This is a genomic window from Blastococcus sp. CT_GayMR19 (assembly GCF_004570385.1).
Taxonomy (GTDB): domain Bacteria; phylum Actinomycetota; class Actinomycetes; order Mycobacteriales; family Geodermatophilaceae; genus Blastococcus_B.
Window position 1 is genome coordinate 29,888 of the sequence record NZ_SPQL01000017.1, and the last position, 19,621, is coordinate 49,508.

Annotated in this window: 17 protein-coding genes; 2 read left to right on the top strand and 15 right to left on the bottom strand. The window is 70.5% G+C overall.

The window, feature by feature from the left end; translation table 11 throughout:
* The 14 genes from E4P39_RS18930 to E4P39_RS18995 all read right to left on the bottom strand — a co-directional run bounded on the left by E4P39_RS18930 (position 1) and on the right by E4P39_RS18995 (position 17,178).
* On the bottom strand, positions 1–801 hold the full coding sequence (locus tag E4P39_RS18930; RefSeq protein ID WP_135138144.1) for an HAD-IA family hydrolase: 801 nt from the start codon (positions 799–801) through the stop codon (positions 1–3).
* Entirely contained in the window at positions 801–1,658 is an 858-nt protein-coding gene (locus tag E4P39_RS18935; RefSeq protein WP_135138145.1) for a class II fructose-bisphosphate aldolase, read from the bottom strand. Before E4P39_RS18935 ends, E4P39_RS18930 begins: the two co-directional genes overlap by 1 nt.
* A gap of 102 nt (positions 1,659–1,760) precedes the next feature.
* A complete protein-coding gene (locus E4P39_RS18940) occupies positions 1,761–2,813 on the bottom strand; it encodes a LuxR C-terminal-related transcriptional regulator (RefSeq protein WP_135138146.1) in 1,053 nt (350 codons plus the stop codon).
* Between the two features lie 81 nt (positions 2,814–2,894).
* On the bottom strand, positions 2,895–3,908 hold the full coding sequence (locus tag E4P39_RS18945; protein WP_209306619.1) for an HAD-IIA family hydrolase: 1,014 nt from the start codon (positions 3,906–3,908) through the stop codon (positions 2,895–2,897).
* 74 nt (positions 3,909–3,982) lie between these two features.
* Positions 3,983–5,698: a dihydroxyacetone kinase family protein gene (locus tag E4P39_RS18950; RefSeq protein ID WP_135138147.1), complete on the bottom strand. Its 1,716-nt coding sequence runs from the start codon at positions 5,696–5,698 to the stop codon at positions 3,983–3,985.
* A 52-nt stretch (positions 5,699–5,750) separates the two neighbouring features.
* A complete protein-coding gene (locus E4P39_RS18955; protein WP_135138148.1) occupies positions 5,751–7,082 on the bottom strand; it encodes a 2-oxo acid dehydrogenase subunit E2 in 1,332 nt (443 codons plus the stop codon).
* Between the two features lie 64 nt (positions 7,083–7,146).
* Positions 7,147–9,324 carry an alpha-ketoacid dehydrogenase subunit alpha/beta gene (locus E4P39_RS18960; protein WP_135138149.1) on the bottom strand — a complete coding sequence of 726 codons (2,178 nt, stop codon included), beginning with the start codon at positions 9,322–9,324 and terminating at the stop codon, positions 7,147–7,149.
* 119 nt (positions 9,325–9,443) lie between these two features.
* Positions 9,444–10,550: an ABC transporter ATP-binding protein gene (locus E4P39_RS18965; protein ID WP_135138150.1), complete on the bottom strand. Its 1,107-nt coding sequence runs from the start codon at positions 10,548–10,550 to the stop codon at positions 9,444–9,446.
* Positions 10,551–10,647: 97 nt separating this feature from the next.
* Positions 10,648–11,622 carry a carbohydrate ABC transporter permease gene (locus E4P39_RS18970; RefSeq protein ID WP_135138151.1) on the bottom strand — a complete coding sequence of 325 codons (975 nt, stop codon included), beginning with the start codon at positions 11,620–11,622 and terminating at the stop codon, positions 10,648–10,650.
* The gene (locus E4P39_RS18975; RefSeq protein ID WP_135138152.1) at positions 11,622–12,578 is read right to left on the bottom strand and encodes a sugar ABC transporter permease; all 957 of its coding nucleotides are present in this window, start codon (positions 12,576–12,578) and stop codon (positions 11,622–11,624) included. Before E4P39_RS18975 ends, E4P39_RS18970 begins: the two co-directional genes overlap by 1 nt.
* Positions 12,579–12,622: 44 nt before the next feature.
* Positions 12,623–14,167 carry an extracellular solute-binding protein gene (locus E4P39_RS18980; protein WP_135138153.1) on the bottom strand — a complete coding sequence of 515 codons (1,545 nt, stop codon included), beginning with the start codon at positions 14,165–14,167 and terminating at the stop codon, positions 12,623–12,625.
* Positions 14,168–14,287: 120 nt separating this feature from the next.
* Entirely contained in the window at positions 14,288–14,857 is a 570-nt protein-coding gene (locus tag E4P39_RS18985; RefSeq protein WP_209306620.1) for a VOC family protein, read from the bottom strand.
* Between the two features lie 169 nt (positions 14,858–15,026).
* Positions 15,027–15,839, bottom strand: a complete 813-nt coding sequence (locus E4P39_RS18990; RefSeq protein WP_135138154.1) for an SDR family NAD(P)-dependent oxidoreductase — start codon at positions 15,837–15,839, stop codon at positions 15,027–15,029.
* A gap of 58 nt (positions 15,840–15,897) precedes the next feature.
* Positions 15,898–17,178: a hypothetical protein gene (locus E4P39_RS18995; protein ID WP_209306621.1), complete on the bottom strand. Its 1,281-nt coding sequence runs from the start codon at positions 17,176–17,178 to the stop codon at positions 15,898–15,900.
* A 162-nt stretch (positions 17,179–17,340) separates the two neighbouring features.
* Between E4P39_RS18995 and E4P39_RS19000 the strand changes: the two genes are divergently transcribed.
* On the top strand, positions 17,341–18,240 hold the full coding sequence (locus tag E4P39_RS19000; protein ID WP_135138156.1) for an alpha/beta hydrolase: 900 nt from the start codon (positions 17,341–17,343) through the stop codon (positions 18,238–18,240).
* 52 nt (positions 18,241–18,292) lie between these two features.
* On the top strand, positions 18,293–19,054 hold the full coding sequence (locus E4P39_RS19005) for a triose-phosphate isomerase family protein (protein ID WP_209306622.1): 762 nt from the start codon (positions 18,293–18,295) through the stop codon (positions 19,052–19,054).
* Between the two features lie 149 nt (positions 19,055–19,203).
* Here the strand turns inward: E4P39_RS19005 and E4P39_RS19010 are convergent, their stop codons facing one another.
* Complete coding sequence (locus tag E4P39_RS19010; RefSeq protein ID WP_135138158.1) at positions 19,204–19,485, bottom strand: twin-arginine translocase TatA/TatE family subunit; 282 nt, start codon at positions 19,483–19,485, stop codon at positions 19,204–19,206.
* Between the last annotated feature and the right edge of the window lie 136 nt (positions 19,486–19,621).

Here is a 19,621-nt window from a genome sequence, read left to right on the forward strand (position 1 = left end):
TCAGCCGGTGCGCGCACGACCCTGGGCACCGGCCTTGATGCAGGCGCGGAGCACCTCGAGCGTCACGTGGTCCCCCACCTCGACGCCGCCCTGATTCGCGAGCACCTCGATCGGCGGCCGTCCCGGGTCGCCCAGCTCGGAGACCACGAGAACGGCCTCGTCGAAGTTCTCCTCCCGGGTGTAGCTGCTGACGGTGACCAGACACGGGAGACCGGCTCCCACCGCCGACACCAGTCCGTTCCTGGAGTCCTCCACGACCAGGGTGTCGGCCGGGTCGGCGCCGAGGACCTCCAGGGCCAGGGTGTAGATGGCGGGGTCGGGTTTCTTCGCCGGGACGACGTCACCGGCGAAGACCGGCACCCGCTCGGCGACCTCGTGGCCGACGGCGTTGACGAGGACGGCGCGCACCGACTCCTCCGCCGACGTGGAGGCGACCGCCACGGTCCACCCGTCGTCGAGGGCCTGTGGGATCACCCGGGAGATGCCCGGCCGCGGCGGCAGTTGTCCCTCGGTCACGAGCCGCTTGAAGTGGGCTGTCTTGGTCTTGTGCCACCTGAGCAGGAGGTCAGCTCGCTCCTTCTCGTCCTCGGGGACGCCGGCCGCCTCGACGAATCCGGGATCCCGGAAGAGGCTCGCCATCCTTTCCTTGCCCCCGCCGATCTTCAGGCGCCGCCCGTACTCGTCCTCGTCCCACCGCGCGGGGAGGCCGAACTCCTGGAAGGTGGCGTTGAAGGCCGGCAGGTGCCCGTACCGCTCGGTGTCGGCGAGCACGCCGTCGCAGTCGAAGATCAGGGTGGGCATCAGGCACGACCCGAGCTGCCGAAGAGCCTCATGTGCTCGCGGGCCATCTCGACCACCGCCGCGCTCTGGTGCTTGAAGAGGGACGGCGGGTCCCACTTGCCCTTCTCCTCGGCGCCCCGAAGGAATTCGAGGCTCGACTTCATGTACGCCTCTTTGAGCGCCGTGGAGATGTTCACCTTCGCGCATCCCCGTGCGATCAGGTCCTGGAACTGTTCCTTGGACAACCCTGTGCCCCCGTGCAGAGCCATGGGGATCCCGGTCGCCTCGACGAGGTCGGTGACTCGCTGGTGGTCCAGCACCGGCGCCGAGCTGTACTGCCCGTGCGCGTTGCCGATCGCCGGCGCGAAGCAGTCGACGCCGGTGCGGGTGATGAAGTCGACGGCCACCTCGAGGGTCTGCTGCACCGAGGCCTCGTCGGAGCCGAGGTCGTCCTCGACCCCCTGGATGCCCTCGATCTCGCCCTCGACGCTGGCGCCGGAGCGGCGGGCCTCCGCGACGACCTCCGTCGTCTGCCGCAGGTTCTCCGCCACGTCGAGCTCGTGCGCGTCGAACAGGACGGAGTTCCAGCCCCCCTCGAGGCACGAGCTGATCACCGCGCGGTCGGGGCAGTGGTCCAGGTGCAGGCTCACCGGGACGTCGGCGTCGCGGGCGAACGCCGAGAAGATGGCGTGGAGCTGGTCCCGGCCGTACATCTTCACCGTCTTGACCGACGTCTGGATGATCAGTGGCGACCGCTGCTCGGCCGCGGCCTGCAGCACCGCCTGGATGCTCAGGTCGTTGACGATGTTGATCGCGGGGACGCCGTACCGCTCGGCGAACGCGCGGTCGAGTGTCTCCTTCAGCGAGACGACAGGCACTGACGGTCTCCCTCGGTCGGCGGCGTCCCGGCCCAGCTGCCGGACTCGTCGACAGTCAACCCGGCGGGGACCGCCGCTCCCATGGGGAAAACCCCCCAGTCGTCAGGCCCGCCGGGCCGACGACTCCGCGAGCCAGCCCTGCTCCAGCGAGTGCACCACGGCAGCGGTGCGCGAGGTCGAGCCGGTCTTGCGCAGCACCGCGCCGACGTGCTTCTCGGCGGTCTTCGGCGAGATGAGCAACGCCTCGGCAATCGCCCGGTCGCTCATCCCCCGCCTCAGCAGCGCGACGACCTGCTGCTCGCGCGTCGTGAAGGGTGACTGCGCGGCGCCTGCGGGACCGGCGTCCTGCCCGTCGGCCAGGACCACCTGCACCGCGCCGTCGGCCCCGTCGACCAGTTCCTGCCAGCCGCGGCCCGGGTCGCCGACGTCCTGCACCTGCAGGCGCACGGAGCCCGCGCCCCGCACGACCCGCACCTGGACCGGGGTCGCCGGCCCGTTCTCCGGCGCGGAGGCCCGCGCCACGAGGGAGGAAAGGCCGAGCGCGATCTCGGCGACGGAGGCCGACCGCGGGTCCCCGCTGCCGATCGTGTGCCTGGGCCTGTCGTCCTCCGGGCCGCCCCGCCGGAAGAGCTCGGTCATCCCCAGGTCGCGCCCGGCCGCCGTGACGATGCCCGGTGCGACCAGCTGGGTCACCACCTCGAGCTGGTCGATCTGGTCGGCCGTGAAGGCCTTTGGGCAGCCGGCGAAGACGACGTTCGCCCCGATGACGTCGCCCCGCCACCAGATCGGGATCGCGGCCACCGCGCCGTCCCGGGCCCGGCTACCCGGCGGGAGGTGACCGGTCGCCACATCGCGGTAGCTTGCGAGCACGATGGGCCGCCGACTGGCCATGACCCGCCCTGTGACCCCCTCGTCGAGGGGGAAGCTCTGGCCCAGGCGGCAGGCGGTCCCGCGCTCGGCGACCTTGGTGTAGCGCCCCGCCGCGAGGTCGATTATCGAGATGCTGCTGCCCACCGAGCCGGTCAGGCTGCAGCTGGCGGTCATGAGTCGGCGGAGCAGCGGGACGAGGCGCGCGTCCTCGTAGAGGTCGCGCGCGTGGGTCGACAGGGTCGTCGACAGATCCTCGGCCCGGTAGCTGCCCGCGGTCTCAGGCATGGCGCACACGGTAGGTAACCGCAGGATTGTCGGCAACGGATCCGCAACCGGGCCGTAATCTTCGAGCGCGTGGCGCGCCCGTCACAGCCCCAGCCCCGCGACGACCTCGCGGACGACGCCGTCGTCCGGGCGATCCACGTCATCGGGCTGCCAGCACGCGACGCAGGCCGCGCGCAGCCCGTCCAGCGGCTCGCCCGTGCCGACCAGCGCGATCCCGCTCGGCACGACAGTGCAGACCCAGCCGCCGCACGTCCAGCCGCCGTCCGGGTGCCGGCGGACCGGCGGGTGCTCGCCCACCAGGCCCGACCACAGATCGGCGCTGACGTAGGTGGGGCGGTGCGCCGGTTCGGCCAGCACCAGGTCGACAGCGGTGGTCACACCGGTGAGCACCAGCAGGCTGGCGACCCCCGCCCGATTGGCGCCCTCGACGTCGGTGTCCAGCCGGTCACCCACCACGAGCGGCCGTAGGGCGCCGGTGCGCCGGACCGCTTCCCGGTGCAGGGGGATCTCCGGCTTGCCGGCGGACACCGGTCGGCGACCCGTCGCCGCGGCGATGACCTCCACGAGCGCCCCGTTGCCCGGCGCGAAACCGTCGGCAGTCGGGACGGTCACGTCCAGGTTGCTCGCTATCCAGGGCAACCCGGCCCGGACGGCGTACGCCCCCTCGGCCAGCAGCCGCCAGCCGACGTCGGGCGCGAAGCCCTGGACGACGGCCTGTGGGTTGTCGGCGGCCCGGCGGACTGGTCGCAGCCCCCGTTCGGCGAGCGCGACGTCCAGCCCTTCCCCGCCCACGACCAGGACGGCCGCACCGGGCGGGACGACCTCCGCGACCAGCGTGGCCGCGGCCTGGGCCGACGTGACCACGTCCGCAGGGGTCGCGGGGACTCCCAGCGAGGTCAGGTGGTCGGCGACGGTGTCCGGAGTGCGCGAGGCGTTGTTGGTCACGAACGCGACCCGCATCCCGGCCGCCCGGGCCGCCGCCACCGCCTCCGGTGCACCCGGCACCGCGTCGCCCCCGATGTAGAGCACTCCGTCGAGGTCGAGCAGCGCGCTGTCGTAGCGGTCGGTCAGCGGTCGCGCGCTTCCGTCGCGCAAGGGTCGGACCCGCCGTTCGCGGGTGCGACCGAGGACGACGGGGCCGTCGTCGGCCGCACCCGTGGACCGGAAGGTCAAGCCCCCGCCCGGTCGGCGATGGTGCGCACGATGTAGGAGAAGGAGACCGCCCCGGCATCCGCGTGCCCGATGCTGCGCTCGGCGAGCGGCCGGGCCCGGCCGATGCGCGGGCGCATCGGTGCGGTGGCCTGGGCCGCCTGCTCCGCCGCCTCCGCCGCTGCCCGCCACGCCTCGCCGACGGAGGCCCCACGGGCGACCTCGGACTCCAGCGTCTCCACGAACGGGAGGATCGCGTCCAGCATGGTCTTGTCCCCAGGCTCGGCCTTGCCGACCCGCTGCAGCGTCTCCAGGGCCTCGCGTGCCGCCCGTGCCTGAGCGCCGGCGTCGACCGGTGCACCGTCGCCGAGGACGCGTCCGACCGCGGTGAGGATCGCCCCCCACAGGGCACCCGAGGTGCCACCGGCCTGGGCGGACCATTCCTCCCCCGCGCCAGTCAGCGTCGTCTGGGCCCCGGCGCCCTGGGCGGCCAGCTCCCGCGCAGCGGCCAGGCCGTTCTCGGCCCCACGCACCATGCCGACACCGTGATCACCGTCGCCGGCGAAGGCGTCGAGGTCTCCCAGTTCCTGCTGGCGCTGCCGGAGGGTGGCGAGGACCGCCTCCAGGCCGGCGACGATGTGCCCGGCCGCGGCCTGCGACTCCGGGCTGCCCGGCTCCTTGACCGTGACCTTGGGCGCCTCGGTGCTCAGCTGCGAGTCGTCGATGAAGCGGGCCGCCTCCGTGTTGCCGCGACGGATCGACGGGGTGTCCGCGGGCGCGTTCCAGAGCCGCTCGATCTCGTCGTCTACCCAGGTCAGCGACAGCGAGACGCCGCCCATGTCCAGCGACGTGGTCAGCTCGCCCACCTCGCAGTCGACGACCTCGACGCCGGACTCGCGGAGCAGCCGCTCCACGGCCCCGTAGGTGACGAACAGCTCCTCGTAGGTGGTGGAGCCCAGGCCGTTGAGCAGGGCGATGACCCGCGACCCGCTGTCCTCGGGCTTGTCTTTGAGGAGTCCGTCGACCAACACCTGGGCGACCTCGTCGGCCGTGCCCAGATCGGCGTCGTAGATGCCGGGCTCGCCGTGCACGCCGAGCCCGACCCCCATCTTGCCGTGGGGCACGGTGAACAGCGGGGCGTCGGCGCCGGGCAGCGTGCACCCCGAGAACGCCACACCGAGCGTGCGGGTGCGGTGGTTGACGTTGTCGAAGACCGCCACGACCTCGTCGAGGGTCAGGCCCTCCTCGCAGGCGGCGCCGGTCACCTTGAAGACGGTGACCCAGCCGCAGATGCCGCGGCGCTTGTGCATCTCCTCGGGTGGCGCGGAGGCGATGTCGTCGGTCACCACGGCGATCCGGGCGTCGATGCCCTCGGACTTGAGCATCTCGGTCGCCTCACCGAAGTGGAGTACGTCGCCGGCGTAGTTGCCGAACGCGATGAGGACGCCGCCGCCGTGGTGCGCGGCCCGGCCGACGCTCGCGGCCTGGGCCGCCGAGGGCGAGGAGAAGATGTTGCCGAAGACGACGCCGTCGGCCATGCCCTGCCCCACCCAGCCACCGAAGGCGGGGTGGTGGCCCGTCCCGCCGCCGACGATCATGGAGACCTTGCCCGGGCGGCTCTCGGTGGCGCGGACGGCGCCACCGAACACCTTGCGCAGGTAGCGCTTGTTCGCCGCGAGGAAGCCGTCGGCGAGTTCCTTCGGAAAGTCGCTGGGGTCGTTCCAGAGGTACGTCATCGAACTGCCTTCCAGGGTTGCCGGGACGTGACGAGAAGGGTGTGCGCAGGGGTCAGACGAGCAGCCGCATCGGGTTCTCCACGAGCTCGCGGAACGCCGACAGCCACCGAGCGGCCAGGGCGCCGTCGACCGGGCGGTGGTCGGCCGAGAGGACGACGGTGAGGAACATGCCGAACCCGACGGAGCCGTCGTCCTGCTGGACCGGGCGGCTGGTGACCGCCCCGACGGCGAGGATCCCGGCCTGCGGCGGGTTGATGATCGCCGCGAACTCCTCGATGCCGAACATGCCGAGGTTGGAGATCGCCAGCGAGCCGCCCTCGAGCTCCTGCTGCTTGAGCGTGCCGGCACCCGCGCGCGCGGCGAGGTCCTTGATCGTCGCCGAGAGGTCGGACAGCGAGCGGCTCTGCGCCCCGCGGACCACCGGGGTCATCAGACCGCGCTCGCTGTCGACCGCCACTGCGATGTCCACCGAGTCGAAGCGCCGGACCGCGTCGGCGGTCCACACCACGTTCATGTCGGGGACCTCGACCATGGCCCGGGCCGCGGCCTTCACGACGAGGTCGTTGATCGTGATGCGGAGGCCGCCCTCGGCATTGACCTGGCGGCGCAGCTCCATCAGCCGGTCCACCCGGCAGCTCGCCTTGAGGTAGAAGTGCGGCACCTGCTGCTTGCTGGCTGCGAGCGCCCCCGCCACGGCACGGCGGAACCGGGAGTGCGGGATGTCGGTGTATCCGGCACCGGCGGGGACTGCGGCCGGCGGCTGCGCCGGGCCGGCCGAGTGCTGCGGCGCCACCGGCGCCTGCGGCTCGGGGGCAGCCGCGGCCGGCGCGGTGCCGCGGGCGCTGACCGCTGCCTCGATGTCCCGGCGCCGGATCCGACCGCCGGGCCCGGTGCCCTCGAGGTCCTCCAGCTCTAGGCCGGCCGCGACGGCGAGCCGCCGGGCCAGCGGGCTGGCGAACACGCGGGTGCGGGCCGCGCCGTTCCCCGCGACGACGACGTCCGCGGTGTGCTCGATCTCGGCCTGCTGGGCGCCCGGCACCAGCGCGTCCTGCGACCGCTCCTCGTCGGCACCGACCAGCGGACCCGACGCCTGCGGACCCAGCCCCAGCCCACCGAGGATCGCCTCCTCGCCCTGCGCCTCCTCCCCGGGCTGCACGAAGACTGCGATCGGCCCACCGATGGGGACCATCTCGCCGGCCGCGGCCAGGGTCCGGAACAGGACGGCGTCCTCCTCGGCCTCCAGCTCCACGACGGCCTTGTCGGTCTCGATGCTGACGAGCACGTCGCCGCGCCTGACCGCCGCGCCGGGCTCGACCGCCCACTCGACGAGCGCGGCCTCGGTCGCATCGGCCGAGACACCGGGCATCCTCAGGACGCTTGCCACGAGACGCTCCCTTCCGACGGTGCGACCGACCGGTCGGCGACCCTGCGGCCGCCCACGGGCGCGGTCATGCCGTCATCGACCGCAGTGCGGCCACGATGTCCTCCGTCTGGCCGAGTGCGGCGCGCTCGAGGACCTTGCTGACGCTCGGCGAGGCCTCGCCGCCGTGCACCCGCTGGACCGGCTGGTCCAGCCAGTCGAAGCAGCGGCGCTGGATCTCGTCCGCCAGCCAGGTGCCGTACGACGTGCCGATGGCGCCCTGCTCGACGAGGAGCACGTTGTTCGTCTTCTGGATGCTGGCCTCGATCGCCGGCCAGTCGAGGCTGCCGCGGTCGAGCCACCGCAGGTCGATGACGTCGGCGTCGACCTCGGCCTGCGCGACGGCGTCGAGACAGCGCGGCACCATCGACAGGTAGGAGATGACGGTGACCTCGCTGCCCTCCCTCCGGAGGGCCGACCGACCCACCGGCAGGCAGTAGTCGAGGTCCTCCGCCGGAACCTCGCCCATCGAGGCGTAGAGGTCCGCGTCGTGCTCGAGCACGGCCACCGGGTCGTCGCACGCCAGCGCGGTGTTGATGAGCCCGACGTAGTCGTACGGGGTGGACGGCGCGATGATCCGGAACCCCGGTGCCGAGGCCAGGATCCCCGCGGGGTCCATCGAGTGCTGCGACCCGTAGCCGGTCCCCGTGCCGATCTTGATCCGCAGGACGTAGGGCACCGGGCTGTCGCCGCCGAACATGTGGCGCATCTTGGCGACCTGGTTGAACAGCTGGTCGGCCGAGACCCAGATGAAGTCGGCGTACATCAGCTCGGCGACGGGTCGGTACCGGCCGTCGAGGGCGATGCCGCCGGCCAGCCCGACGAAGGCGTTCTCCGCGATGGGCGTCCCGAGGACGCGGTCGGGGAACGCCGCCTTCAGGCCGCGGGTGGCACCACGCGGCCCGCCCTTGAGCTTGTGGACGTCCTCCCCCATGACCACGATGCGGTCGTCGGTCTCCATGCGCCGGTGCATGACGTCGGCGATGACGTCGATGAACTTCTTCGTCGCCAGCTCGCCGGTGTACTCGTCGCGCTCCATGTAGCGGACGGAGTCGAGCTCGGAGAGGTCCCCGCGGACGCCGACGTCGGCGAAGGCCGGATCGGGCAGGAGCTCCTTGCGGTACCGCTGCGAGCCCGGCTTCCCGTCCGGGTCGGGCTCCAGGAACGTCGACGAGATGTCCCGCATGACCTTCTTCGAGCGCGACCAGAGGGCGGCCACGTCGTCCTCGACGAGGACCCCGCGGCGGACCAGGTGCGCGGCGACGCGGATGAGCGGGTCGCGTTCGCGCCAGTCCTTCTCCTCGTCCTTCGTCCGGTAGCCGAAGGCGCTGCCCGGGAACGGGCCGTTCTGGTGGAAGTAGCGGTAGACGTCGAGCTCGATCAGCGTCGGCCCGCCGCCCGACCGCATGTGCGCGACCGCCTCCTGCATCGCGAGGTGGACGGCGAGGGGGTCCATGCCGTCGACCCGCCAGCTCGGGATCGCGAACCCGAGGCCGCGCGCCGAGAGCCGCGGCTCGCCGGTCGCCTCCTCGGGGGTCGTGGAGACCGCGTAGTGGTTGTTCTCGACGACGAAGCAGACCGGGACCTTCCAGGCACCGGCCAGGTTGAAGGTCTCGAGTACCGAGCCGATGTTGATCGCGCCGTCACCGAAGTAGGTGACCGAGACGGCGTCGGTGCCCGCGTGCTTGTCCGACCAGGCGAAGCCGGCCGCCTGCGGGACGGCCCCGCCGACGATGGCGTTCGTGCCCATCGCCCCGGCCTCTTCCCACTGGAGGTGCATGGAGCCGCCGCGACCGCGGCAGTAGCCGGAGGCCAGGCCGCAGATCTCGGCCATCGAGCGCTCGAGCACCTCACGAACCGAGGCTGAGAACTCGGCCCGGGGGTCGAGCCCGTCCGGTGCCACGTGGCCGAAGGCCTTGGCCAGGAACTGGTGGTGCCCGCGGTGGGAGCCGGTGACCTGGTCGTCGGAGCGCAGCGAGAAGCAGGAGCCGACCGCTCCCCCCTCCTGGCCGATGCTGGAGTGGGCGGGGCCGTGGATGAGCCCCTGGCCGGCGAGGTCGAGCACCTCCTCCTCGAAGGCGCGGACGAGGTAGAGCTGCACGAGCATCGTCGTGAGCAGCTCCGGGGACGCCTGGTCCCAGTCCTCGTCGGTCGACGAGAGCTCCACCCAGTCGGTGGCCGGAGCGAGCGGGATGACCTTGGGCATGCGATGTCCTGATCTGTCGACGGTCGACGACTTCTGCCGGGAGGTGGCGGGTGCGGCCCCCCGCTCAGGGGGCGCCGCGCCGGACCGGGGCCGCGTCGTGCTCCCGGCCCGGCGGGGGCTCATTCGTAGACCGCCTCACCGGTGACGGCGTCGAAGAAGTAGAGCTTCTCGGGCTTGTAGCCCATGAAGACCGGGACGTCGATGTCCTCGTTCTGGATGGTCCCGAGCTCGGTCTTGACCAGGATTCGTTCGTCGCCCACGCGGACGTCGACGATCTCCACATCCCCCAGCGGCTGGACGGCGTAGATCCGGCCGGCAATGGGGTGGGCCGCGTCGGGTGTCTGCGAGAGCCGCAGCGCCTCCGGGCGGATGCCGATCTGGACCTTGCCGTCGGTGAGACGGGCGTTGGACAGTGCCGCCGCCTGCCGGTCCGGGATGGCGATGGTGTACTCCGGCGCGCGGGCCACCAGGCCGCCGTCGGCCGTCTGCACCTCGGCGTTGAGGACGTTCATGGGCGGGTCACCGATGAACGTGGCCACCCAGACGTTGGCCGGCCGGTTGAAGATCTCGTGCGGTGTGGCGACCTGCTGCAGGACGCCATCCCGCATGATCGCGATGCGGTCGGCCATCGACATGCCCTCGAGCTGGTCGTGGGTGACGTAGACCGTCGTGGTGCCCAGGGTCTTCTGGATGTGCTTGAGCTCCCCGCGCATGCGGGCCCGCAGCTTGGCGTCGAGGTGCGCGATCGGCTCGTCGAAGAGGAACGCCTTGGGCTCGCGGACCAGGCAGCGCCCGATCGCGACGCGCTGCTTCTGCCCGCCCGAGAGCTGCGAGGGCCGCCGGCCGAGCAGGCGCTCGATCTCCAGGATGGCCGCGGTCTCCTTCACCCGGCGGTCGATCTCGTCCTTCGACATCTTCCGCAGGCGCAGCGGGTTGGCCATGTTGTCGTAGACGGTCTTCTGCGGGTACAGCGCGTAGGACTCGAAGACCATGGCGATGTCCCGGTGGCGCGGCTCCAGCTCGTTGATCCGCTGCCCACCGAGGGAGATCTCGCCCTCCGAGATGAACTCCAGGCCGGCGATCATCCGGAGGGACGAGGACTTCCCGCACCCGGACGGGCCGAGCAGGCAGAGGAATTCCCCGTCCCGGATGTCCAGGTTCAGGTTCTTGACCGCTTCGACCTGGTCGTACCGCTTCCAGACGTTGTTGAACGTCAGCGCTGCCACGACGACTCCTTGACCGGCTGGTGAGGGGTGGAGAGGGGATGACTGCTGGTGAACGGCGGCGGGCCGCCGGGGTGCGTGCGGGGCGGTCGGGCGGGACTCACTGCTTCACCGCGCCCATGGTCAGGCCTTGGACCATGTACTTCCGGATGACGATCCCGAGCAGGAGCATCGGAGCGACCGTGACCATCCCGGCCGCCATGATCTGGCCCCACTCGATGCCGGAGGCCGACTTCAGGCCCTGGGTGGCCACCGGGAGCGTCTTGGCCGCCTCGCCGCCCATGACGGCCGCGAAGATGAAGTCGTTCCAGGCCAGCAGCACGCAGAGGACGACGACGGCGGCGAGGCCGGGCGCGACCAGCGGGATGATCTTCCAGAGGGCCTGCCAGCGGGAGTGGCCGTCGACCATGTAGGCCTCCTCGATCTCGTAGGAGACCGCGTCGAAGAAGCCCTTCAGGATCCAGATGGCGAACGGCAGGTTGAAGACCGTGTAGGCCAGGATCAGCGCCGGCAGCGTGTTCAGGAGCTGGAAGTTCTTGAAGATCGCGTAGAGCGGCACCGTCACTGCGACGACCGGTGCCATGCGGGTCGAGATGATCCAGAAGTAGAGATCCTTCTTGCCCCGGAAGCGGCCCCGGGAGATGGCGTACGCCGCCGTGGTCCCGAAGACGACGGAGATGATCGCGGAGGAAAGGGCGGCGATCAGGCTGTTCATGAAGTAGCGCTCGAACTCGCCCTGCGCGAAGAGGTCGGTGTAGTGCTGCGTGGTCGGGGTGAAGGCGATCAGCTTCTCGGCCGCGCCCCCCCAGTCCCCCTCGGCCGGCAGCGAGAACGCATCCCCCTTGGCCTTGAAGGACGAAGTGATCATGATGTAGAAGGGCGCCAGCGTCCAGATGACGTAGAGCGTCAGGAACGTCGAGATCGCGATGCCGACGATGCGGCTGCCGCGACCGCGGACCACCTGGTCCCGGGCGTCGACGGCGGGGCCCGGCACCAGGTCGTCGTCCTTCACGGCGGCCCGGTCGTCCTGGATCTCGGTGGAGCCGGCCTCGGTGGCCGTGCGCGGGTTCGTCATCAGACCAGTTCCTCGTCCTTCTTGGCCGGGTTCTCCTCGCGCTCCTCGAACCTGTTGACCACGAGCTTGCCGAACAAGATCGTCACGAGGAGCAGCGTCAGCGCGATCGACGCCCCGTAGCCGAGTTCGAAGAAGCTGAACGACTGTTCGTAGAGGTAGAGCGGGAGGATCTTGGTGCTGTTCGCCGGCCCTCCACCGGTGAGCGCGATGAAGTGGTCGATGATCCGGATGTTGTCCATGAACCGGAGCAGGATCGCGATCATCAGCGAGCCCTTGATGGCCGGCAGCGCGACCTGGAAGAAACTGCGGACCGGGCCCGCTCCGTCCATCCAACTGGCTTCCATCTGGTCCTGGGGCACGAGCTTGAGGCCGGACAGCACGATGAGGGCGACCAGCGGGGTCCACTCCCACACGTCCACGGCGACGATGGCCCACAAGGCGATGTCCGAGCTGCCGAGGATGGTCCCCTCGTCGAGCAGGCCCAGGCTGCGCAGGATCCAGAAGTACCAGCCGAAGGTGCCGTTGTAGAGGTACTGCCAGAGCAGCCCCGCCACGACCGGCGCCATCATCATCGGCATCAGCAGGATGGTGATGAGCAGCTTCTCGTGCTTGGACCGGTTGAGCAGGATCGCCAGCAGCGTGCCGAGCCCCACCTCCAGGACCATCGATACGACTGAATACTTGGCGAGGATGCCCCAGCTCTCCCAGTACTGGGAGTCGCTGAACATCCGCGACCAGTTGTCGAAGCCGACGAACTCGTTCGGTGCGCCCGGCGCGAGGCCGACCGCGTTGAACGACATGTAGATCAGCCACACGAACGGGTAGATGCTGAGCAGCGCCAGGAGGATCACGGCGGGCAGCAGTAGCGGTGCCAGGTAGCGGCGTGGCGTCGGCTTGTTGGGGCCGGATGGATCCACGCCCGCGCTCGTGCCGCGGGCCGCGGTGTTCACAGCCATGCTGAGCTCTTCTCCTCGTCCGGCGGACTGGGGTGTCGGGCGGCCTAGACGCCGTGCAGCTCGTCGACCTGGGTCTGGATCGCCTTGGCGGTCTTCTCCGGGTTGTTGTCGCCGGCGCACATCTTCTGGATCTCGTTGGCCACGATGGTCACGTACTGGTTGAACTTCGGGATCTTCGGACCGAGCACCGCGTTGGGGTCCGCCATGCCGACGTTGACCGCGGGGAAGGTCAGCGCGTTCGGGTAGTCCGAGGGGCCGACGCGACCGGTGTCCCCGGTGCCGTAGGGCGTGCCCTGCGCCGCCTCGATGTCCGGCACCTCGCCGACGGCAGCGCGCGTGGGAGCACCACCGGCGACCTTGAGGTTCTCCGTCTGCACGTCCAGGCTCGTCGCCCAGATGATGAACAGGTAGGCGGCTCGCTTCTGGTCCTCGGAGGCCGCCGCGTTGATGGAAATGCCGCCGATGCCGCAGTTGGTCCCGTTGACGAGGTCGCCCTTCCCGACCAGGTACTCCTTGTCACCCTTGGGGCAGATGTCGTAGGCGGTCTTGCCGCCGCCTCCCGCGTTGGCCGGGTCCTCGAAGGACGCGGCGAACTCGTGGAACTGCGGGACCATGGCGATCTTGCCGGCGTTGTAGGCGTCGGCCACCTCCACGGTGCCGAGCGACAGCGCGTCGGGCGTGGACTGGTCGAAGAGGGCTTTGTAGAGCTCCAGGCCGCGCACCGACTGCTCGTCGCCCCATCGCGTGGGTCCGGGCTCCTTGGAGCCCTGGACGTCGTCGATGTCGAATTCCCGCCACTGCCCGTGCGAGTACAGGATCCGCTGGATGTCCAGCTGGGTGGTCCAGGCGAACTGGCCCAGGTGCAGCCCGACCCCGAACGGGACGCCCGCGTCCTTCGCGTGCAACTGGTTGAAGAAGGTGGCGAACTCCAGCACGTTCTTCCAGGTCGTGTCGGGCCCGTACTCCATGGGGTAGCCGAACTCGTCCTCGAACTGCCCGGAGTACTGCTCGAACAGGTCGCGCCGGTAGCAGAACACCGAGTCAGCGGCGTCGTAGGGCAGGCCGATGAGCCGGTCGCTGTAGGCGAAGCTGGCCACGTCGAGGTAGTTGGGGTACCACGCCTCCTCGCCGTAGCCACCCTCGATCTGCGGGAGCGAGTCGTCCTCGAGATAGGGACGGAGGTCCTCGAAGAAGTCGGCGATGACGGACGTGACCGGCTTGTCCTGCGTGTAGACGAGGTCGTAGGCCGTGCCACCGGACCGCAGGTCCAGCTCCGCCTTCTGCAGCATGACCGGAAGATCGTTCTGCAGGATCTCGACGTCGATCCCGGTGAGCTTCTTGAAGTCACCGCGGTCGACGATCGCCTTGATGCCGCTCGACGGCGGGGTGTTCTCCGTGATGAAGGTCAGCTTCTTCCCGTCGTACTGCTTCCACTTCTCCGCGTCGTTGGCGAAGGTGCGGTTCGCGTTGCCGCTGCCCGTCTCACTGCTGCACCCCGCGAGCAACAGCGCCGCCCCGGCGGCGCCGCCGAGGAAGCTGCGACGGGAGAAGCCCCTGGAGGCGAACGGGGGGAGGTACAGCTCGGACATGGAGTCTCCTTCTCGACGTGGACCCACGGGGGCACAGGGGTGGCGCAGCGACACAACGGCCGACCGTGGACGGTCGCCGGGGATCAAGGGGAGGAGTCCGGTCCCCGAGGGCCGGAGGGGTCAGGGAACCGGCGCGGCCTGCGGCGAACCGCCGCCGATCAACGTCTCGGCAGCGTGCAGCGGGTTGAAGAGCCGGGTCTTCCCGCTCTGCTTCGCCTCGTTGTCGTAGGTGGTGCCGTTCGGCGCGGAGACCACCTCGAGCTGCTGACCCCAGGGGGCCATGAAGTAGCACCAGGTGAGGCCCAGGTTCGGGCCCTCCGTGTACGCGGTCGGCTCACCGAGGACCTCGACTCCGTTCTCCCGCAGGAAGGAGATCGCGGCGTCAATGTCCTCGACGTAGAAGGCCAGGTGGTGGCCGCCGATGTCGCTGTTCTTGGGGGGCGTGCGGTTCTGGTCGGGCGACTCGTACTCGAAGACCTCGAGGTTGGTGCCGTTGCCCAGGCGCAGGTAGCGGAACTCCTTGATGACCGACCGCGGGTGGACCCGCAGGTGCTCGGCCATCCAGTCGTCGTCGGCCTTGAAGTCGGTTGCCGCCGTATACAGGGTCTCGGCGCCGAGGATGCGCTCGAAGAAGTCACACGCCTCATTGATGTCCGGCACCGTGAAACCGATGTGCTCCATCCCGCACATGCCCGGCATTGGCATCGTCCGACCTCCGCGTCTCGCTGATCTCAGTGGCTGCGAGGGGGGGATTCCGGCCCCGGAAGGGACCGTGACCTCAGTCACTCGCTGCGGAGGACCGTAATTTCGCGCTCCCGACCGGCCTATGGGGAGAACCCCCCATACGTTCCTCGCGGGCTCAGGCGACCGGGTCGTCCGGTCCCCAGGACCGCAGCCGCAGCTGTCGCGCGGCGCTGTCGACGGGCAGCTCGGGAAGGGCGCCCGCGAAGTCGACGCCGGCCCGCAGGAACCGGCCGGACCACCCGTCGAGCCGTCCCTCGGCCGCGGCGCAGACCAGGTCGACGACGTGCTCGGGAGCGGTCCACTCGGTGTGGTCCCGCCACTTGGGCATGGCGCCGGTCATCTCGGTCTGCACCAGCCCCGGGGCGATGTTGAACGCGTACACGCCGGTGCCGGCCAGGGAGGCGGCCAGCGCCTCGGTCAGCCGGATCTGGCCCGCCTTGCCCACGGAGTAGGCGGAGTACTCCGGAACCGCCCGGGTGCCCATACCGCTGGCCAGGTCGACGACCCTGCCGCGGCCGCGCTCGACCATCGCGGGCACCACGGCGGAGATGAGGAGCTGCGGGCCTCGGATGTGGCTCTCGACGACGGCCCACCACTGGTCGCGGTCGGCTGCCCAGACCGGGACCTCGGCGGCGTCGATGAGCCCGGCGTTGTTGACGAGGAGGTCCACGGGACCGAGCTCGTCGACGACTCGGGCCACGGCCGCGTCGACGGCCGCGGGATCGGCGACGTCCGCAGCCACCGCGATCGCGGGGCTCCCGGTGGCGTCCCCGATCTCGGCCATCGCGGCGTCCAGGCGCTCGGCGCCGCGGGCCAGGCCGGCGACCGCGGCGCCACGAGCGGCGAGGGCGTGCGCGAGTCGGCGTCCGATCCCCGTCGAGGCTCCGGTGACCAGGGCGATGTGTCCGTCAAGCGGTCCTGCGGGCATGGCGATGTCCTCTCCGGTGATCGGGGGCGACCGGCATGGCCGGGCGTTTCAGCGGTCATCACGAGCCCTCGTACTGGAGGACGTAGAGGCCCGCGTTGTAGTCGGTGACGTACAGGACGCCGTCCGCGTCGACGAACACGTCACAGCTCTGGATGACCCGGGGCCGGCCGGGACGCGTATCGAACATCCGCCGAGGAGGCGGCGGGACGAAGGCAGCGACCTCCCGCGGGCGGAAGGGGTCGTCGAGGTCGAACACGCGGACGCCGGCGTTCTGGTACGTGGCGAACACGAGCCGCTCGCTGACGAAGCTGCCCGGCCGGTTCTCGTGCAGGTTGTGCGGTCCGAAGTGCGCGTCCTTGGCGCAGTAGTCGATCTCGGCGGGCGTGGGAAAGGTGGAGATGCTGACCGGGTTGGCCGGTACCCGCACGTCGAAGACCCAGGTGTACTTCACCTGGTCGGCGCAGTCGTCGGCGATCCCCTCGTCGGCGACGACCAGGAGGTCTCGCCCCGGCAACGGCAGGGCGGTGTGCGTCCCGCCGCCGAACGGGGGGCACCAGTTGCGATGCACCAGCAGCTCTGGCCGGGTCGGGTCCGAGACGTCGTGAACGGTCAGCCCCCCGTCCCGCCAGCAGCCGTAGGCGACGTCGCCGGCCACGATCGCGTGGTGCAGCCCGTACCGGTGCTCCCGAGGCCACGTCGGTCGTTCGCCGCGGGCCAGGTCCATGCCCGGCAACCACGAACTGCCGGCCAGACGGGGCCGCGCCGGGTCGGCCATGTCGATCGTGACCAGCACGTAGTCGGAGAACCCGTGCAGCAGCGCGGACGCATAGGCCCACCGGCCGCCGACGTACCAGATGCGGTGCAGGCCGAACCCGTCGACGGACAGCGAGCCGACCTGCCGTGGGGCCGCCGGATCCGCGAGGTCGTAGACGCGCATCCCGGCGGAGTACTCGGCCGGTGGGTTCTCCCCGAGGACCTCGCCGACGGGCCGTCCGTAGTAGGACGCCTCGTCGGCGAAGGCCGGTGCCGCGAACAGGTCCACGGCGTCGATCACCAGCAGCAGGCCGTCGGCGACCTGCAGGTGCAGGTTCCACGTACCGGGCGCAGCGGGGAGGAAGCCGACGGCGTGGGGGTGCCGGGGATGCCGGACGTCCAGGATCGTGACCCCACCGGAGAACATGTGACCGACGTAGGCGTGACCGTCGTGCACCATCACCTGCACGCCGTCCCCGCGCCCGCCCTGGTCGGTGTGGCCCAGGAAGCGCAGCCCGTACGCGAAGTCGGGGATGTCGACGCTGCCTGCGCCGGCGGTGCTCAGCGGTACACCGTCCCTCGACACAGCGGCGATTCTGCCCATCGGCGGACCGGCGACAACCGGGGGAAGTCCCCCATGTCGGGAGGTCACGGCCGGGCGTTCACTGATCCGCGCGCCGCTGACGACGGGCGTCAGGTGGTCGCGCACCCGAGTCAGGGCCGATCCGGCCCTCCGAGAGGGGACGAGATGAGCGACATCCAGCGAGGCAGGATCCGGGCCAACGGCATCGAGTTCGAGTACCTCGAGGCCGGAGAGGGACCGCTGGCGCTCTGCATGCACGGCTTCCCGGACACTCCCTTCACCTACCGGCACCTGCTGCCGGCTCTCGCCGACGCCGGCTTCCGGGCGGTCGCTCCCTTCGTACGCGGCTTCGCGCCGACCGAGCTCCCACCGCTGCGCCACCATGTGCACACGAGCGTGATGGTGGCCGACCAGATCGCCCTGACCGAAGCTCTCGGCGGCGGCCAGGACGCGCTGCTCGTGGCCCACGACTGGGGTGCGGTCGGCGCCTGGGGCGCCCTCAGTCGGGCACCGCACCTGTGGGGGCGGGCCGTGATCCTCAACATCCCGCCGTTCGAGCTGTTCGGCGAGAACCTCTCCACCTATTCCCAGATCAAGCGCAGCTTCTACTTCTGGTACTTCCAGATGCTCGCGGTGATCGAGGACCGCATCCGCCAGGACAACTTCCAGTTCATCCAGGACATCTGGGGGGACTGGTCCCCCGGGTACGACGCCAGCGAGGACATGGTCTACATCCGGGAAGCGCTCGCCGACCCCGCGCACCTGCACGCGGCCCTGGGCTACTACTGGGGACAGTTCGAGCCGGCCCGGTTCGGATCGCCGGAGTGGGCCGCGGAGCAGGAAGCCGCCTGGGGCGGCTCCGTACCGCAACCGACCCTGTACCTGCACGGGACCCTGGATGGCTGCCACGGTGTCAGCGAGGAGCAGATCCAGCGGGTTCCGGGCTATGCCGGACCGGGCTCGGAGGCCGAACTCATCGATGGAGTCGGTCATTTCATGCTCGTCCAGCGGCCCGAGGAGATCAACCGGCTCATCATCGATTGGCTCGACCGGACGAGGAAGTGAGCCGGTCGACCGGGAGACGGGTGCCGATGTTGCCAGGAGGAGGCGCCCCCCTGTGATCGTCGGAGCCGGGCTGAAGATGTACCTCGGTCACTGGGAGACGCTGGACTGGCTCGGGGAGGTCGCCCGGGTGGCCGAGGGACATCCCGGTCTCCGCCGCGGATCGGTGGAGCTGTTCGTGCTTCCCTCCTTTCCGACGCTCGTCCACGCGGTGCGCACGCTCTCCAGGCTCGGTGTCGGGGTCGGTGCCCAGGACCTGTTCTGGGAGGACGCCGGCCCGTACACCGGCGAGGTGAGCGGAGCAGAGCTCGCCGAACTCGGCTGCAGCTTCGTCGAGGTCGGGCATCTCGAACGGCGCACGTACTTCGGCGAGACCGATGACACCGTCTCGGCCAAGACCGCAGCTGCCTTCCGGAACCGTCTGACCCCGATCATCTGTGTCGGAGAGAGCAGCCCCCGGGCGCCCGACGACGCAGCGGAGGAGTGCGTCCGGCAACTCGACAACGCCTTCCGACAGAGCCGGCGAGCCGGTCGTCTGAGTTCGGCGCTGGTGGCCTACGAGCCGCACTGGGCCATCGGGGCCGCGGCTGCCGCAGACCCTGGATACATCCGCACCGTCTGCGCCGCACTGAAGTCCGCGCTGCAGGCCGACGAAGCCCTCCGCGGCAGCCGGGTGATGTATGGCGGCAGTGCAGGACCTGGGCTGCTCACAGAAATCAGCGGAGCAGCCGACGGGCTCTTCCTCGGTCGGGCGTCGCACGACCCCGTCGGCCTCGAGGCCGTCCTCGACGAGGCGACGGCGTTGACCACGCACTGAGCGGGCCAACGGCACGAAGCTTCACGAGTGTCGACTGGACCTGCATCGGCACCGCTCAGTCATGCTGCGGGCGACGCGGACCCGGTGAACCGCCGCAGCCGTTCCCACGAGGCGGGCTCGGAACACGGTCGTGACGTCGAGGGCGAAGGCTAGCGCTTCCTGTTCGTGGGCAGGACGTCGTCGTTGCCGAGCAGGTGGTCCCGGATCAGGTTCTTGGGGCGGTAGTGGGACAGGTTGAGATCGCGCAGTCCCGCAAACTCCTGACCGAGACCGTCGTCGACCTGTCCTCGCAGGTCGACGACGGTCGCACGAATCCGGCGGAGTCCTGAGGCCGCTTCCTGGGCCAGGGTCGGCAGCCGGTCCGGTCCGAAGATGAAGAGCGCGGCCAGCGCGAGGACGGCGATCTCACCCCAGCCGATCGAGTCGAACATGCGGTCTCCTGGTGGTCAGCGGTGCACGGCTGCCGGTCGATCAGCGACGTGCGGTTCCGCGGAGATGCCTCGTCGTCGGCGGGTCGTGAAAATGCTCGACAGGCGCGTCGCGGCTCGCCGCAGGTCCACGAACTGT

Coding starts and splice junctions, on each gene's coding strand:
- E4P39_RS18930 (WP_135138144.1), bottom strand. CDS start 801: ATGCCCACCCTGATCTTCGACTGCGACGGCGTGCTCGCCGACACCGAG.
- E4P39_RS18940 (WP_135138146.1), bottom strand. CDS start 2,813: ATGCCTGAGACCGCGGGCAGCTACCGGGCCGAGGATCTGTCGACGACC.
- E4P39_RS18950 (WP_135138147.1), bottom strand. CDS start 5,698: ATGACGTACCTCTGGAACGACCCCAGCGACTTTCCGAAGGAACTCGCC.
- E4P39_RS18960 (WP_135138149.1), bottom strand. CDS start 9,324: ATGCCCAAGGTCATCCCGCTCGCTCCGGCCACCGACTGGGTGGAGCTC.
- E4P39_RS18970 (WP_135138151.1), bottom strand. CDS start 11,622: ATGACGAACCCGCGCACGGCCACCGAGGCCGGCTCCACCGAGATCCAG.
- E4P39_RS18975 (WP_135138152.1), bottom strand. CDS start 12,578: ATGGCTGTGAACACCGCGGCCCGCGGCACGAGCGCGGGCGTGGATCCA.
- E4P39_RS18980 (WP_135138153.1), bottom strand. CDS start 14,167: ATGTCCGAGCTGTACCTCCCCCCGTTCGCCTCCAGGGGCTTCTCCCGT.
- E4P39_RS18985 (WP_209306620.1), bottom strand. CDS start 14,857: ATGTGCGGGATGGAGCACATCGGTTTCACGGTGCCGGACATCAATGAG.
- E4P39_RS18990 (WP_135138154.1), bottom strand. CDS start 15,839: ATGCCCGCAGGACCGCTTGACGGACACATCGCCCTGGTCACCGGAGCC.
- E4P39_RS19000 (WP_135138156.1), top strand. CDS start 17,341: ATGAGCGACATCCAGCGAGGCAGGATCCGGGCCAACGGCATCGAGTTC.
- E4P39_RS19010 (WP_135138158.1), bottom strand. CDS start 19,485: ATGTTCGACTCGATCGGCTGGGGTGAGATCGCCGTCCTCGCGCTGGCC.